Origin of the sequence: Noviherbaspirillum aerium (genome assembly GCF_008929045.1) — a bacterium.
GTDB classification, from domain to species: Bacteria; Pseudomonadota; Gammaproteobacteria; order Burkholderiales; family Burkholderiaceae_D; genus Noviherbaspirillum; species Noviherbaspirillum aerium.
The window spans coordinates 1-15813 of sequence record NZ_VFAH01000051.1 but is presented as its reverse complement, the minus strand read 5'-3'; the positions used below and the strand labels follow the sequence as shown (position 1 = coordinate 15813).

At 63.3% G+C, this 15813-nt stretch carries 15 protein-coding genes and 1 pseudogene; 12 read left to right on the top strand and 4 right to left on the bottom strand.

The annotated features are described in order from the left end of the window. Positions 1-1139, bottom strand: a 1139-nt coding sequence (locus FH061_RS29690) for a DUF6861 domain-containing protein (RefSeq protein WP_151639438.1), incomplete at its 3' end; no start/stop codon positions are given. Positions 1140-1640: 501 nt separating this feature from the next. Beyond that, positions 1641-2555: an MBL fold metallo-hydrolase gene (locus tag FH061_RS29685; protein ID WP_151639437.1), complete on the bottom strand. Its 915-nt coding sequence runs from the start codon at positions 2553-2555 to the stop codon at positions 1641-1643. Here FH061_RS29685 and FH061_RS29680 point away from each other — a divergent pair. Both FH061_RS29680 and FH061_RS29675 read left to right on the top strand, forming a co-directional pair. Then, a complete protein-coding gene (locus FH061_RS29680) occupies positions 2548-3087 on the top strand; it encodes a hypothetical protein (RefSeq protein WP_151639436.1) in 540 nt (179 codons plus the stop codon). The two genes, FH061_RS29685 and FH061_RS29680, sit on opposite strands and share 8 nt — an antisense overlap. An 11-nt stretch (positions 3088-3098) precedes the next feature. After that, positions 3099-3578 (top strand): VOC family protein, encoded by a 480-nt coding sequence (locus tag FH061_RS29675; RefSeq protein ID WP_151639435.1) that lies wholly within the window; start codon positions 3099-3101, stop codon positions 3576-3578. 85 nt (positions 3579-3663) lie between these two features. Here FH061_RS29675 and FH061_RS29670 read toward each other — a convergent pair whose 3' ends face one another. Further along, positions 3664-4890 (bottom strand): YncE family protein, encoded by a 1227-nt coding sequence (locus FH061_RS29670; RefSeq protein WP_151639434.1) that lies wholly within the window; start codon positions 4888-4890, stop codon positions 3664-3666. A 371-nt stretch (positions 4891-5261) separates the two neighbouring features. On the opposite strand from FH061_RS29670, the gene FH061_RS29665 reads away from it, so the two are divergent. Further along, positions 5262-5960, top strand: a complete 699-nt coding sequence (locus tag FH061_RS29665) for a Crp/Fnr family transcriptional regulator (protein ID WP_151639433.1) — start codon at positions 5262-5264, stop codon at positions 5958-5960. Between the two features lie 362 nt (positions 5961-6322). Here the strand turns inward: FH061_RS29665 and FH061_RS29660 are convergent, their stop codons facing one another. After that, positions 6323-6946 carry a trimeric intracellular cation channel family protein gene (locus tag FH061_RS29660; RefSeq protein ID WP_151639440.1) on the bottom strand — a complete coding sequence of 208 codons (624 nt, stop codon included), beginning with the start codon at positions 6944-6946 and terminating at the stop codon, positions 6323-6325. 316 nt (positions 6947-7262) lie between these two features. On the opposite strand from FH061_RS29660, the gene FH061_RS29655 reads away from it, so the two are divergent. The 9 genes and pseudogenes from FH061_RS29655 to FH061_RS29615 all read left to right on the top strand — a co-directional run. Beyond that, positions 7263-8105 carry an FAS1-like dehydratase domain-containing protein gene (locus FH061_RS29655; RefSeq protein ID WP_151639432.1) on the top strand — a complete coding sequence of 281 codons (843 nt, stop codon included), beginning with the start codon at positions 7263-7265 and terminating at the stop codon, positions 8103-8105. A gap of 36 nt (positions 8106-8141) precedes the next feature. Next, on the top strand, positions 8142-9302 hold the full coding sequence (locus FH061_RS29650) for an acyl-CoA dehydrogenase family protein (RefSeq protein WP_151639431.1): 1161 nt from the start codon (positions 8142-8144) through the stop codon (positions 9300-9302). Between the two features lie 36 nt (positions 9303-9338). Then, complete coding sequence (locus FH061_RS29645) at positions 9339-10517, top strand: CaiB/BaiF CoA transferase family protein (protein ID WP_151639430.1); 1179 nt, start codon at positions 9339-9341, stop codon at positions 10515-10517. Positions 10518-10536: 19 nt separating this feature from the next. Further along, positions 10537-11898: an MmgE/PrpD family protein gene (locus tag FH061_RS29640; protein ID WP_151639429.1), complete on the top strand. Its 1362-nt coding sequence runs from the start codon at positions 10537-10539 to the stop codon at positions 11896-11898. Between the two features lie 39 nt (positions 11899-11937). Further along, positions 11938-12786 (top strand): HpcH/HpaI aldolase/citrate lyase family protein, encoded by an 849-nt coding sequence (locus tag FH061_RS29635; RefSeq protein ID WP_151639428.1) that lies wholly within the window; start codon positions 11938-11940, stop codon positions 12784-12786. Positions 12787-12848: 62 nt separating this feature from the next. Continuing rightward, complete coding sequence (locus FH061_RS29630; RefSeq protein ID WP_404822531.1) at positions 12849-13754, top strand: SDR family NAD(P)-dependent oxidoreductase; 906 nt, start codon at positions 12849-12851, stop codon at positions 13752-13754. A 40-nt stretch (positions 13755-13794) separates the two neighbouring features. After that, a complete protein-coding gene (locus tag FH061_RS29625; protein ID WP_225984978.1) occupies positions 13795-14592 on the top strand; it encodes an enoyl-CoA hydratase/isomerase family protein in 798 nt (265 codons plus the stop codon). Positions 14593-14626: 34 nt separating this feature from the next. Beyond that, on the top strand, positions 14627-15376 hold the full coding sequence (locus FH061_RS29620) for an electron transfer flavoprotein subunit beta/FixA family protein (protein WP_151639426.1): 750 nt from the start codon (positions 14627-14629) through the stop codon (positions 15374-15376). A gap of 169 nt (positions 15377-15545) precedes the next feature. Then, a pseudogene (locus FH061_RS29615) lies at positions 15546-15813 on the top strand (electron transfer flavoprotein subunit alpha/FixB family protein); the annotation flags it as partial.

Genomic DNA, 15813 nt, shown 5'->3' with positions numbered 1-15813 from the left:
GCCAGCGAGATCGGCAGGCTCCAGCCTTGTCCGAGCCAGCCGGCATGGGGGTTGTCGGAGCAGTAGGTGCGCTGCCAGGGCAGCGGCAGGGGCGCCGGCAGGTCGAAGTCGAGTTCGGTATCGCCTTCGAGCAGCTTGCAGCCGAACAGGGGGTTGACCGGCTTGCCGACCTCCACGCAGCTCTTGCAGGCCAGGCCTTCGCCTTGCTTGACCGGTTTGGCCGGCGTGGCGGCGTCGGGCTCCGGTGCCGGCTTGCTGGTCTTTGCCGGCGGCGGCGGGACTGCCGGCGTTCTCGCTTCCGCCTTGATCGGCGGCTGCAGGGCCGGATGCTTGAGCAGGCGTGCTTCATGGGCCTGCAGCCAGCTGCCGAAACCCGGCCCCAGCCGGCTCTTGCCCAGCTCGCCCAGCAGGCGCGCCTTGCCGGCGCCGCCGCGCAGCAATACCAGCACGATGGAGCGCAGCAGGGCGCGCACCAGCATCACATGGCCGCGCGCGAAGTTCTCCACCGCCTGCTGCATGTGGTGCGCATAAGCCGCCGCATCCTCGGGCCGCTGGCGCCCGGCCTGCCAGCCATGGGCAAAGCCGCCGCCATAGGCCCTGGCCACCTCTACCGCGGCGTCGCTGATGCCCTCGACCAGGGCCGGCAAGCCCATCAGCGTCATGACGTAGCCGGCCACCTGCAGGCCGACCGAGGCGCCGGCCATGGCGCCGGGCACGGCACCGCCGCCGCCGGCAAAGAAACCGAGCGCGGCGCCGCCTGCGCCGCCGATGACGATGCCGCCGCCCAGGTACATGGCCGATTCGGCCAGCACTTCCCACAGGCCGCTCCAGATCGCGCTCAGGTCGATGCCGTCGATCTGCTGGCGCAGCAGCAGGCGGGCGCGGGCATTGGAGTCGTTGAGGGCATGGACGACGCAGGACGAGCTGCGCAGGGTAGGACTATGGGCATGGGCCAGGCGGACGAGGTTGTCGAAGCTGGCGGAGGAAAAGGACCAGGCGGCGAGGCGCTGCTCGATGGCGACGCGCAAGGCGACTTCGGGATGCGCGGCGAGGCGCTGATAGTCGTCGAGCAGGTGCTGGAGCTTGCGGAAGTGGGGGCTGGAGGAAGGCAGGAAGGGTGGGCTGGGGTGGCTGGACATGGCGGGCGGGACTTGTCGGGAAGGAAACAAAACCAGCGCGCGATGTTAGCATCCTTTTAACATTAATAATGTTGTTTTGATAACACAGGTGGGTGAACAAGACATGACGGGAACGGCGCGCCTCGCATGCTTCGGCCGGGACTGTAACGGCGAGGGCGTTTGACAAGCGGCTGTGCCGCTCGCGCCTGCGATGCGCGGTGTGTGGCCGTACGCGTCTACTTCCTATTTTCAACCCCACGCAAGCCCGAAGCGCTCGCGACGCTTGTTAAACACAACCTGACCTGGTTATGTCATGAATGTACGCGTAGCCGCGGTTTTGTCGCCGCGGTGATGTGAAACGTGTGCATGAGGTGATGTGCAGCGGCGATTCCGGTTGCGTGGCGTGAGAGCCAGTCACAACATGCTTCGGCACGGAATCGTCGACCTCCTTCGTGAAATATCCGGGCCAGGGCCTGTTCACACATCGTTCGGAAGATGCCGTTCGCATCAAATCAACAGGCCTTAATGCGCATGCAGTCCCGCATCGGGATATCGCTGCGTTCCATGCACATGATCACCATGAGCACCGACAGGCACATGCATCGATTGGCCCCTGGCGCGCTCGTATTCCACCGGATCGTGCGAGCAGAAGAGCTCCAGTTCGCCGCCGTGCGCATGGCGCAGATACCGCAGCCGCTCCTGATTCGCGAGGCGAGCGTCACGATCCTTTTCCATCATGGTCTGATAGAAGCGCAGGCCGGGGGTGCACCATGGATTGGTGGCATGCATTTCCTGGTGATAAAAATAGGCGTCGCCAGCCTGCAGCAGCCATCGTTCCGAAGTGCGCACGGCAATGCCGGCATGCCCGTAGGTGTGCCCGGGAAGCGGGACCAGCAGAATTTCTGGCGGCAGTCCGGCCAGTTCGCGCACGCAGTCAAAGCCGAACCATCTGTCCGTGCCGCCCGAGCGGTAGACTCTCCAGCGGTTCCAGCTGCTCCACTGCTGGGGGCGGAAGCGCTGGCGGTCCAGCCATGTCTTCTGCGCCATGGCATGATCGCGCTCCTGCTGCATCATGTGGATCGTCGCATGGGGGAAATCATCGAGGCCGCCGGCATGATCGAAATCCAGGTGCGTCAGCACGATATGCCGCACATCCGTTGGCTTGAAGCCCAGTTTCCGGATCTGCCGTACGGCCGTCATCTCTTCCCGGAAGTCGGGGCTGAGAAGGGCGAGGAAGAAGGCGCTCAGGCGATCCCTGGGATGGCGGACGTCTTCCAGGCCGAACCCGGTATCAACAAGAACGAGTCCCTGTTCCGTTTCGATCAGCAGGCAATGGCAGCACAATTCTCCGCGCTCAAGAACCGTGGGCGTGCGTCCATCCATCAGCCTGCCGCCGAGCGGACATGAAGAGATGCAATTGAGGTGATGAATGCGCAATTTGAATCTCCTGGCAGTAATACGGACGATGGCGCAACGACTTACCGGCAAACAAAACTGGCACGGTTTTACACAAGGTTGCGACCTGAACAAGCTTGAAGCAGAGTGCGGGTGGATGTGCCGGCGCCTTGTCCAGCATCCCAAGACAGAGCGCTACTTCCAACCGCCTACCTGCAATCCGTTCCAAAAGCGTCCATCAACATGCCGCTTGCCGCGTTGCACCTCCTTGCCGTACGTTGGTACTGTCTTCGCCGGCGCGCCTTGCCATCGTTATGTTGATGGACGCTCTAAAGCTGCTGACCGGGCGCGGCGGCCTTGGTTCCTCCCGCAAGACATCAGTGTGTATGCGGTTGCCGCCCGGGCGGCTCGTGCAACGCCGGTTGCAGTGTTTCAGACGAGATGGAGACATGCCATACTCATGCTTCTCCATGCGGTCGCCTGGCGGCCCGCATTGCAAATGCCAACATCATCGATGCGTTTTGCGTTCATGAAAGTCAAAGGCTGCTGCGAATCCATGGCCATGAAAATGTGAGAGGACAAGAAATGACCAGCAAGAACACCGTCTGCCTGTGGTACGACGGCGGCGCCCTTGACGCCGCGAAGTTTTATGCCGAAACATTTCCCGGCAGCGCCGTTGGCGCCGTTCATCGGGCGCCGGGAGACTATCCCGACGGCAAGCAAGGCGACATCCTGACAGTCGAATTCACCGTCGCCGGTGTCCCATGTCTCGGATTGAACGGCGGGCCGCATTTCAAGCACAACGAAGCCTTCTCTTTTCAGATCGCCACCGACGACCAGGCTGAAACCGACCGCTTATGGAATGCCGTCGTTGGCAATGGCGGCCAGGAAAGTGCTTGCGGCTGGTGCAAGGACAGGTGGGGATTGTCATGGCAGATCACCCCGCGGGTGCTGATCGAGGCGATATCCGACCCCGATCCGGCAGCGGCCAAGCGTGCCTTCGAGGCGATGATGACCATGAAGAAAATCGACATCGCTGCGATAGAGGCGGCGCGGCGGGGCTGACATCTATCCTCCGCTTGGGAACTGAGGAAATGAGGAGGCAAGGAACTGGCGGTGCGAAGCCGGATTCCTTTGCCTGCGCATGCCGTCAAGGATTCGGAATCCTTAGTTTTCCGGTGCGAATCCGCTGTGGATGATCGCCCACCGGCACGCTGGCAACTTCGCGGCCCTGGTCGAAGGAAATGACGGATACGCGGTCCTGTTCGCTGACCGAGATGTAGCAATACTTGCCATCCGCACTTTCCGTTGCCCAGTAGGGTTTGGCTCCCAGCGCATTTTCGGACAGCGGCACGACGGTGTATTTGAAGCTGGCGCGGTCGACGATCGCCGCATATCCCGACATGGTTGCCGCCGCACACAGCTTGGTTCCTTCGCCATTGATGGCCAGACCGTGGTGAGCGGAATTGAGCTGGTATTTCCGATACGGAAGCTCCTTGATCTCGTTCGGAACAGGCAGTTCCAGCGCTCGCGTCACCTTGTCCTGCCGTAGATCGTATTCGAAAAAGCCATGGAAGAAGGAGACCTGAAAATAGATCATGCTCGCATCTGGAGCCACCGCCATCGGGCGGATTGCCTTGTCCACCCACGGCTTGCCGAATTCCCGCAGCTTCTCTCCCATGTCCACGCGCTTGACGACCTTGTACGTGGAGGCATCCACGACCTGAAACCAGCGATCGCCCTTGATCCAGTCGAGCCAGGAGGCGGTGGTCGGCACATACACCTTGCCGATACTGGCGTGGAAGATTTGCTTGCCGTCCCTAGAATAGGTGTTTTCGTGAGGCTGGTCGCCGGACTCGAAGCCACCAACGATCTTGCCGGTCGCGGTATTGATCGCATGCACCTTGCGCGCGGTCGAGGCGGAGACGAGGAAGATATTCCCGTCCGGCGACAGTGCGGCATGGTCGGCGCGCGCGCCTTCGATCGGCGTGCGCCAGGCGATGGCGCCCGTATTCACGTCGATGGCCACCACATCGGCGAAGCTGGGCCGGGACGTATAGATGAAGCGGCCATCGATGGACGGGAAAAGGTCATCCACAAGCTGGTCATGGCCTTCACCGATGATTGAGCGGATGGCGTGAAAGGTGACGCGCCGGCTGATTCCGGCTTTGCTGATCTCCTCCATCCGTTCCGCGCGGTCGGGGACGATGTTGATGCGCTTGAGTACCTTGAAGGTATGCGGGTCGAAGATTTCTGCCGTCCCGTCCCAGTTGCTCCCCACCAGAACTACATCACGCAGACCGCTGGTGTCCTGCGCCTGCGCAGCGGATACTGCCAGCACGCCGGCCGCCATGAGGATTGGCATCAGATATGTCATGAGTCTCCTGTCCTTGTACTTGTGTGTACTTGCGTATTGCAATGAAGCCTGCCGCGTCCGCTCGGGTACCGATGCCATCGGCATGCTTGCATGCGTTCACATCCGGCGGACATTGCCTTGAACAGTATCAGTGAAGATCAAGCCAGCGAATGTCGGGTAGGCGACATAGATAAGTGTCGTAGCGAAAAATCTGCAGGAGATTCGCCGGACAGATGATGGAGCGATGGCCGGAGGAGTGCGCCGGTATCCCGTCAGCCATGCCCGCAAGGTCGCGGCCTTGCTTTGCTTCCTGGCCGTTATTTCACCCGTTCTTGGTACGATGTCGTCACCTTCGCCTGCTTGCCCGGCTGTAACCCGAAAGACCATTTGAAATGGATGACCAATCTCCCTCATCACGATATGCGACGCCAGTCCGTGCCGGCGCATGGTTCCAAGCGCTCCCAGTGACGCTCCAGGACCGGCTTCTGGCTATCGCGGTCCTGCGCCGTTTCGGCGGCGGCCAGCGCCTGTTCGCGCGTGGCGACCCTCCGGACGGGCTGTACTGTGTTGTCGAGGGGGCAGTGCGTATTACCGGCATTGCCGAATCCGGCAAGGAAGCGTTGCTGGCTATCATCGAGCAGCCGCACTGGTTTGGAGAAATCGCCCTGTTTGACGGCCAGGCACGCACCCACGATGCCTGGACCGAAGGCGCGACAGCCATCCTTCACTTTCCCCAGCATGCCTTGACGGAGCTGCTTGCCAGCCATCCGGCTTACTGGCGCGAGTTCGGCCTGCTCCTCGCCCAGAAATTAAGAATGACATTCCTCGCGGTGGAAGAGGCCGCATTGCTGTCGGCCGCCGGTCGGGTGGCGCGTCGGTTGGTTGCCATTTCCGAAGGATATGGCGAATGGAAGGGACGCAGCCGCCGGGGTATCCAGGTATCGCAGGAACAGCTTGCGCTGATGCTGTCCTTGTCGCGCCAGACAGTCAATCAGATTCTCAAGCAGCTGGAAGCGCAAGGCGTCATCCGCCTGTCGCGGGGAGGAATTGAAATTCTCGACATTTATCACCTTCGGCATCTGGCTGGCTGATCCGATGTCATTGCGGGCATGCGTAGAGCTTCAGGCGAAGCGGCTGACCCGGCCGCGATCCAGGATCGTTTCGTGGCCGTCGACAAGGTCATCGGTGACAACTGCCGCTTAGTGAGCTGCTGGCGAGCCAAGATGCGGTGCGCTGCGCGGGACCGCTTCGAATCGGGACAACCCTTCGATTGGGCCAGGCGGCGCAGGAACAAGGATTTGCGGACCAGGCGCACATGAGCTGCGCGTCCAAGCGCATCACCCGGTTTTCGTTGGGCGATTTCCCCGAACGCTTCATCGAAGACGAATTCTTCCGAAGGTATTGGCTATGGGTATGAGCGCAATGACGTGAAAGCGTCCTCGGCAGCCGGAATTTATCCCGGCAACCGCAAATCGAACTTCACCGCAACCATCCGGGAGGCGACGGTCACGAGAATGCCTGTCGACAGGCTGACGGTTTCCGGCATGGACAGCCATTCCAGCAGCAGATACACCCAGCAGCCCAGAAACGCGCAGGTCGCGTACAGCTGTCCCCGCCGAAATACCATCGGGATCTCGTTGCAGATCACGTCGCGCAGCACGCCGCCGAAGATGCCGGTGATCACGCCCATCATCACGCACACGAACGGCGGCATGCCCGCGCGCACCGCCAGCGAGGCGCCGAGCACGCTGAACAGGCCCAGGCCGCAGGCATCGGCTGTCACGAGCAGCTTTTCCGAGAAGGCCGAACGGAGGTGGCGCATGAAAGGCGTGATCACCAGCGCCAGGATGAAGATCAGCAGGGTGTATTCCTGATGCTCGACCCAGAACAGCGGGCGGCGGTCGAGCAGCAGGTCGCGCAAGGTCCCTCCGCCGAAGGCGGTGATGAAGGCCACCGTGAAGACGCCGACCAGGTCCATGTCCTTTTGCCTGGCCTCGACGAAGCCCGAGAACGCGAAGGCCAGGATGCCCAGCACCTCGACGACTTGAATTAATGTATTGAAACTGAAACCCTGCATATGAACCCGTTTGACCGACTTGCTCGAAACGCGCAATTGTCTCGCATAAACCGGGTGCATGCCTTCGATTGTTTCATTGCCGAATCATTGCCGACCGGCTTGATTGAAGAAAGACAAGCATCGGCACCCGCGTTGATATCCCGGCATGGCGGTAAACCGCATGTTCCTTTATCAAAAGCCTGCGGCGCTCATCCCCTGTTTCAGCAGATTTCGACTTGCGCTTAAGCAGCGACAAATTCCCCGTTTGCGAAAGCCGAATTGCCATTCCCACCGACTTCCCACATCCTGTTGTCATTCCAACCGGTGATTGCCACTCATGCTTGACTTGACGTTTCTGCAGCAATGGACGGGAAAGTCGGAAACGACGACCGACACCGTAACGCAGGTGCCGTGCGCCGCGATGGCGGCCATGCTCGATCTTGATGCCGGACTGCCTGGCGCGGGCGATGCCATCGCGCCCTTGTGGCACTGGCTGTATTTCCTGCCGCTCCACCGCCAGTCGGAAATCGGCGAGGATGGTCATGCCAGGCGCGGCGGCTTCCTGCCGCCGGTGCCCCTGCCAAGGCGCATGTGGGCTGGCGGCAGGCTGCAATTCCTGCAGCCGCTGCGCATCGGCGACAGCATCGAGCGCACCTCGCGCATCGCCAAAGTCGATGTGAAGGAGGGCAAGTCGGGCACGCTGGTATTCGTACTGGTACGGCATGAGATCGCCGGGCCGGCGGGCCTGGCAATCATCGAAGAACATGACATCGTTTATCGGGGCATGAGCGCATCCGCAGCGCCGGGTACGCCGGCGCCGCAGGAGGCGGCATGGACCCGGGAAGTCGTTCCCGACGAAGTCCTGCTGTTCCGTTACTCGGCCCTGACTTTCAACGGCCACCGCATTCATTACGACAGAAGCTATGCCACCGGCACCGAGGGCTATCCCGGGCTTATCGTGCACGGCCCGCTGATCGCCACGCTGCTGCTGGAACAGCTGCGGCGTCAGCTGCCCGACGCGCGCGTGAACGGCTTCCGCTTCAAGGCGGTGCGGCCGCTGTTCGACATCGCGCCGTTTTACCTGTGCGGCATGCCGGAAGCCGACGGCAAGACCGTCAGGCTGTGGGCCAGGGATGCCGACGGCATGCTGGCCATGGAAGCGACGGCCACCCTGGACTGAACCGATCCTGAACAATCAAAGAATTAAAGGCAACCCATGCAGAAAGCCAACGATCAATACGAGGAACTGCGCGCAGCGCTGCGCGGCCTCTGCGCCGAGTTTCCGGCTGAATACTTCCGCAGGATAGACGAGGAACGCGGCTATCCGGAAGCCTTCGTCAATGCGCTCACCAAGGCCGGCTGGCTGGCCGCGCTGATTCCGCAGGAATACGGCGGGTCCGGCCTGAGCCTGACCGAGGCATCGGTGATCATGGAGGAAATCAACCGCTGCGGCGGCAATTCGGGCGTCTGCCATGGCCAGATGTACAACATGGGCACGCTGCTGCGCCACGGATCGGAAAGGCAGAAACGGGAGTTCCTGCCCAAGATCGCCAGCGGCGAACTGCGCCTGCAGTCGATGGCGGTGACCGAGCCCACCACCGGCACCGATACCACCAAGATCAAGACCACCGCGGTGAGGAAGGGCGACCGCTATGTCGTCAACGGGCAGAAGGTCTGGATTTCCCGCATCCAGCATTCCGACCTGATGATCCTGCTGGCCAGGACCACGCCGCTGCAGGAAGTGAAGAAAAAATCGGAGGGCATGTCGATCTTCCTGGTCGATCTGCGCGAGGCGATCGGCAAGGGCATGACGGTGCGGCCGATTCTCAACATGGTCAATCACGAGACCAACGAACTGTTCTTCGACAATCTGGAAATTCCGGCGGAAAACCTGATCGGCGAGGAAGGCCAGGGTTTCAAGTACATCCTCGACGGCCTCAATGCGGAACGCACCCTGATCGCCGCCGAATGCATCGGCGACGGCTACTGGTTCATCGACAAGGTGGTCAAGTATGCGGGCGAGCGCATGGTGTTCGGCCGTCCCATCGGCCAGAACCAGGGCGTGCAGTTTCCCATCGCGAAGGCCTTCGTCAACATCGAGGCCGCCAGCCTGATGCGCTACCGGGCGGCGGAACTGTTCGACAACCGGCAGCCCTGCGGCGCCGAAGCCAACATGGCGAAGATGCTCGCGGCCGATGCTTCCTGGGAAGCGGCGAACGCCTGCCTGCAGTTCCACGGCGGCTTCGGCTTCGCCTGCGAATACGATGTCGAGCGCAAGTTCCGCGAGACGCGGCTGTACCAGGTGGCGCCCATCTCCACCAATATGATCCTGTCCTACGTGGCGGAACATGTGCTCGGCCTGCCGCGCTCGTACTGAGTCTCCATCTCACGTGAATGAAAAGGAAACTTGACGATGCGCCCGCTTGACGGCATCACGGTACTGACCCTGGAGCACGCCGTGGCGGCTCCCTTCGCCACGCGGCAGCTGGCCGATCTCGGCGCCCGCGTCATCAAGATCGAGCGGCCCGGCGTGGGCGATTTCGCGCGCGCCTACGACAGCCGGGTGGACGGCATGGCGTCCTATTTCGTCTGGATCAACCGCTCCAAGGAAAGCATCACGCTCGACCTCAAGCATCCGCAAGCCGCCGCCATACTCAAGCAGCTGGTCGGCCAGGCCGACGTGCTGGTGCAAAACCTCGGCCCGGGCGCGGCGGCGCGCCTCGGCTTGTCGGCGGAGGCGCTGCGGCCCGCGCATCCCGGCCTGATCGTCTGCGACATTTCGGGGTATGGCAAGGACGGCCCCTATCGCGACAAGAAGGCCTACGACATCCTGATCCAGGCCGAGGCCGGCCTGCTGTCGGTAACCGGAACGCCCGAAGCGCCGTCGCGCGCCGGCGTGTCGGCGGCCGACATTGCCGCCGGCATGTATGCCTATACCAATATCCTCGCCGCATTGATCCAGCGCGGCAGGACGGGAAAGGGCAGCCATATCGACATTTCCATGCTGGAAGCGCTCGGCGAATGGATGTCGAACCCGATGTATTACGCCTATAAAGGCGCGGCCCCGCCGCCGCGCGCCGCTTCCAGCCATCCCACCATCTATCCGTATGGCCCCTTCGCCACCGGCGACGGCAGGATGGTTTTGCTGGGCGTGCAGAACGAACGCGAATGGGCCGCCTTCTGCAAGGATGTGCTGCAGCGGCCGGAAGTCGCCGTGGACGACCGCTTCAATTCCAACGTGAAGCGCAACGGCCACCGCGCCGAACTCAAGTCGCTGATCGAAGACATCTTCGGCGCCCTGTCCAACGAGGAAGTCGTGCGCCGTCTCGACCATGCCGGCATCGGCAACGCCGGCATGAATGACATGCATGCCTTCTGGGCCCATCCGCAGCTGCAGGCGCGGGATCGCTGGCGCAGCGTGGAGTCGCCTGTCGGCGAACTGCCGATGCTGCTGCCGCCCGGCGTCAACGACAGCTATGACTACCGCATCGATCCGATTCCGGCGCTCGGCCAGCATACCGAGGCCATCCTGCGGGAACTCGGCTATGCGGGCGACGATATCGAGCGGCTGCGCGAAGCAGGCGCCATTTGACAATCTGAAAGAGGACACCATGACCGCAGACACCAATCCGAGCGCCGTGCTGGCGCGTTTCGCCGCGGCGCTGAACTACGAGCAGATTCCGGAGCCGGTGCTGCGCCGTACCGAGGACCTGATGCTCGACTGGTTCGGCTCGGCGCTGGCGGGCAAGGGCATGCGCCCGATAGACACCATCGAGCGCTTCGCGCTGCAGATGGGCACGGCGCAAGGACCGTCGGAAATCCTGCCGTCGCGCAAGCGCTCCACGCCGCTGTTCGCCGCCATGGTGAATGCGGCGTCCTCGCATATCGCGGAACAGGACGATGTGCATAACGGCTCGGTGTTCCATCCCGCCACCGTCGTGTTTCCGGTGGCGCTGGCGGTGGCGCAATCACTGGGCAGCTCCGGCCGCGAGCTGCTGACCGCATCGGTGGCCGGCTACGAAGCGGGCATCCGGATCGGCGAGTTTCTCGGGCGTTCCCATTACAAGGTTTTCCATACCACCGGCACCGCCGGCACCATCGCCGCGGCGGTGACCGCCGGCCGCCTGCTCGGGCTCGATGCGGAGCAGATGCTCAATGCCATCGGTTCGGCCGGCACCACCGCGGCCGGACTGTGGGAATTCCTGCGCGATGCGGCCGACTCCAAGCAGCTGCATACCGCCCACGCGGCGGCGGCCGGCCTGACGGCGGCCTACCTGGCAAAGGACGGCTTCACCGGCGCCAGGCGCATTCTCGAAGGCGCGCAGGGCATGGCGGCCGGCATGTCGAGCGATGCCGATCCGGCACGCCTGACCGACCGCCTCATGGAGCGCTGGGCCACGATTGAAACTTCGTTCAAGTTCCACGCCTCCTGCCGCCATACCCATCCCGCGGCCGACGCCTTGCTGCAGGTGATGCAGGCCAACGGCCTTGCACCCGAGCAGATCGCCAGGATCACCGCCCGCGTGCACCAGGGCGCGATCGACGTGCTTGGTCCGGTCACCAATCCGGTCACCGTGCACCAGGGAAAATTCTCGATGGGGACGGTGCTCGGCCTGATCGCGGTGTTCGGCAATGCCGGCATCCTGGAATTCGACAACTCCTTCAAGGACCCGCGCGTCGTCGCGGTGCATGACAAAGTTTCCATGACGCTGGACCAGGAAGTCGATACCGCCTACCCGGCGCGCTGGATCGGCAAGGTGACGGTCGAGACGGTTGACGGCAAGATCTACCACGGCCGCGTCGACGAGCCCAAGGGCGATCCCGGCAACACGCTGTCGCGCGCCGAGCTGGAAGACAAGGCGGTGCGGCTGGCGCTCTTCAGCGGCGCCGCCAGCGAGAGCGAGATGCGGCGCTCGTTCGACCGGATCTGGAGCATTGCCGGCGCCGAGCGCATCGGCAGCCTGATGACTTGATGGCTTGATGAATCGAGCGAACCGAAAAACGGGACAACAATGGAAGCAGCGGATATCAGGCAACACCGCCAGGGCAGGCAGAAGGCATCCTATCTCTTCGTTCCCGGCAACCGCCCCGAGCGTTTCGCCAAGGCCTGCGGCAGCGGCGCACATGCGGTGATCGCCGATCTGGAGGATGCGGTGGCGCCGCCGGACAAGCCCGCGGCCCGCGCCGCGGTAGCGGCCGGCCTGCCTGCCGCGCAGCCGGTGTATGTGCGCGTCAACGGCGCCGATACCGAATGGTTCCGCGACGACGTGGAGATGTGCCGCACGGCCGGAGCGGGCATTGCCGGCATCATGCTGCCCAAGGCGGAGCGGGTAGAAGACCTTGCCTGGATTGCCTCGCGTGTCGGCGCCCATCTGCCGCTGCTGCCGCTGATCGAAACCGCGCAGGGCATGTGGCATGCCGAAGCGATCGCCCGCCAGCCGGGAGTGGAGCGGCTGGCCTTCGGGTCCATCGATTTCCAGGTCGACCTCGGCATCCAGGGCGACGACGATGGCAGGGGCGAGGAGCTGCTTCACTTCCGCTCGCAGCTGGTGCTGGTGTCGCGGGTGGCGGGCATCATGGCGCCGGTGGACGGCGTGACGACCGCCATCGACGATGCGCAGCGCCTGCGGGATGACGCCGCGAGAGCGCATCGGCTCGGCTTCGGCGGCAAGCTGTGCATTCATCCGCGCCAAGTGGAGCTGGTCAATGCCTGCTTCCGCCCGAGCGAGGAAGAGGCGGACTGGGCCAGGCGCGTGCTTGAACTCGCGGCCGGCGCCAACGGCGCGGCGGTGGCGGTGGACGGCAAGATGGTGGACAAGCCGGTGCTGCTGCGCGCGCAGGCCATCCTTGCGCGCCTGTAAGCGCGCAGTACTTCTACATCGACAAGAAACATAAAGAGGAACAGACAATGGCAGATCAGAACATGGTGCAGGACAAGGTCGTGGTGGTGACCGGCGCCGGCAACGGCATCGGGCGCGATATCGCGCTGGCAATGGCGCGCCAGGGTGCGAAGGTGGTGGTCAACGACATCGGCGCCTCGCTGACCGGCGACGCCACCGGCCTCAATCCCGGACAGCAGGTGGTGGAAGAGATCAAGGCCTTCGGCGGCCAGGCGATCGCCAGTTCCGACAGCGTGTCCGAAGCCGCATCGGCGCAGCGCATCATCGAGGCCGCGGTCCAGGCCTTCGGCCGCATCGACTGCGTGGTGAACAATGCCGGCATCCTGCGCGACCGCATCTTCCACAAGATGAGCGTGGAAGACTGGGACGCGGTGGTGAAGGTGCACCTGTACGGCGCCTACTTCACCAGCAAGGCGGCGGCGCCCTACTTCAAGGAGCAGGGTTCTGGCAGCCTGGTGCACATGACCTCGGCCTCCGGCCTGGTCGGCAACATGGGGCAGGCCAACTACTCGGCGGCCAAGCTCGGCATCACCGCGCTGTCGAAATCGATCGCGCTCGACATGGAGCGCTTCAACGTGCGTTCCAACTGCATCTGCCCGTTTGCCTGGAGCCGCATGACGAGTTCCATTCCCACCGACACGCCGGAAGAGCAGGCCCGGGTCGAGCGCCTGAAGCAGATGACGCCGGACAAGATCGCGCCGCTCGCGGTCTATCTTGCCAGCGACGCGGCGGCCGATGTGAATGCCCAGGTCTTCGCGGTGCGCAATAACGAAATCTTCCTGATGAGCCAGCCGCGCCCGGTGCGCTCGGTGCACCGCTCCGAAGGCTGGACGCCGGAGACCATCGCCAGCCACGGCATGCCGGCGCTGAAGGCATCGTTCTACGGCCTGGACCGTTCCGCCGACGTGTTCAGCTGGGATCCGGTCTGATCGGTCTGATCATCACGCCATTCAAACAAGGGGAACCGACATGGAGACAGCAGCCTTGCAAACCTTGAAGTACGCGGTGGAAGACGGCGTGGCGACGCTGACGATGAATCGTCCCGCGCAAAAGAATGCGCTCGACATGGTCATGCGCGCGGAAATGGCGGAAGTGATCGCCGCCGCCCGCCGCGACCGCGGCATTCATGCATTGATACTGACCGGCGCCGGCGGCGCGTTCTGCGCGGGCGGCGACATCCGCGGCATGCGCAGCGGCGATCCCTCGGCCGAAGAAGGCCGCAGCCGCATGCTCGACCTGCATCTCTGGGTGGAGGAGCTGATCAATTTCGACCGGCCCGTCATTGCCGCCGTCGATGGCCCGGCCTACGGCGCCGGATTCGGCCTGGCGCTGGCGGCCGACTTCGTGCTGGCCACGCCCCGGGCGCGCTTCTGCCTGTCCTTCCTCAAGCTTGGACTGATCCCCGATTGCGGCGTTTTCTATACGCTGCCGCGCATTGTCGGCCTGCAGCGCGCCAAGGAACTGGCGTTTTCCGCGCGCGAGATCGATGCGGAAGAGGCGAAGCAGTTGGGCATCGTGTCCGAGATCCATGATCCGGAGTTGCTCGGCGAACGCGCGCGCCGGATCGCGCTCAGCTTCAACAATGCCTCGCTCACCGCGCTGAGCATCACCAAGCGCGCCTTCAATGCCTCGCTCAACACCGGCCTCGGCGCCTTGCTGGAAATGGAAGCGGCCGGGCAGGGCGTGGCGCGCTCTTCCGAGTATCACCGCAACGCGGCCGCCGCCTTCCTCAACAAGGAAGCGCCGCCGTTCAGCTGGCCAAAATAAGAGCGCTGCGCAAACACAGGAATAAGGATCTGCTATGAAAGTGTTGGTTCCAGTCAAGCGCGTGGTGGACTACAACGTCAAGGTGCGCGTGAAGTCTGACGGTTCTGGCGTCGATATCGCCAACGTCAAGATGTCGATGAATCCCTTTGACGAGATTGCCGTCGAAGAAGCCACCCGCCTCAAGGAAGGCGGCAAGGTAACCGAAATCGTGGCGGTGTCCTGCGGCGTGACGCAGTGCCAGGAAACCCTGCGCACCGCCATGGCCATCGGCGCCGACCGCGGCGTGCTGGTCGAGACGGGCGAGGAACTGCAGCCGCTGGCCGTGGCCAAGCTGCTCAAAGCCCTGGCCGACAAGGAACAGCCGCAGCTGATCATCCTCGGCAAGCAGGCCATCGATGACGATTGCAACCAGACCGGCCAGATGCTCGCGGCGCTGCTGGGCTGGCCGCAGGCGACCTTCGCCTCCAAGGTCAGCATCGAGGACGGCAAGGCGACGGTGACCCGTGAAGTCGACGGCGGCCTGGAGACGATTGCACTGCAGCTGCCGGCGATCGTCACCACCGACCTGCGCCTGAACGAGCCGCGCTATGTGACGCTGCCCAACATCATGAAGGCCAAGAAGAAGCCGCTGGACACGGTCAAGCCGGCCGATCTGGGTGTGGACGTGACGCCGCGCCTGAAGACCCTGAAAGTGTCCGAGCCGCCCAAGCGCTCGGCCGGCATCGTGGTCAAGAGCGTTGAAGAGCTGGTCACCAAGCTCAGGAACGAGGCCAAGGTCATTTAGCAACCTGCTCCCTTCTCCCGCAGGTGTGGGCGATGGCTGGGATGAGGGACACAAGCTTCTTCTGTCTTGGCGATCGCCCTCACCCCCGGCCCCACTCCCCTCTCCCGCCTGCGGGAGAGGGGAGTGGAGCATTTGCGCAGATTTTCGGTACCCCATTTAGGAATCCATCATGACTGCACTCGTCATTGCTGAACACGACAATGCCTCCCTGAAGGGAAGCACCCTCAACACCATTACCGCCGCCGCTGCCTGCGGCGGTGACGTCCATGTGCTGGTTGCCGGCGCCAACTGCGGTGCTGCCGCCGAAGCCGCCTCCAGGATCGCCGGCGTGTCCAAGGTGCTGGTTGCCGATGCGCCTCACTTCGCCGACGGCCTCGCCGAAAACGTGGCCGAGCAGGCACTGGCCATCGCATCCTCCTATTCCCACATCCTGGCCC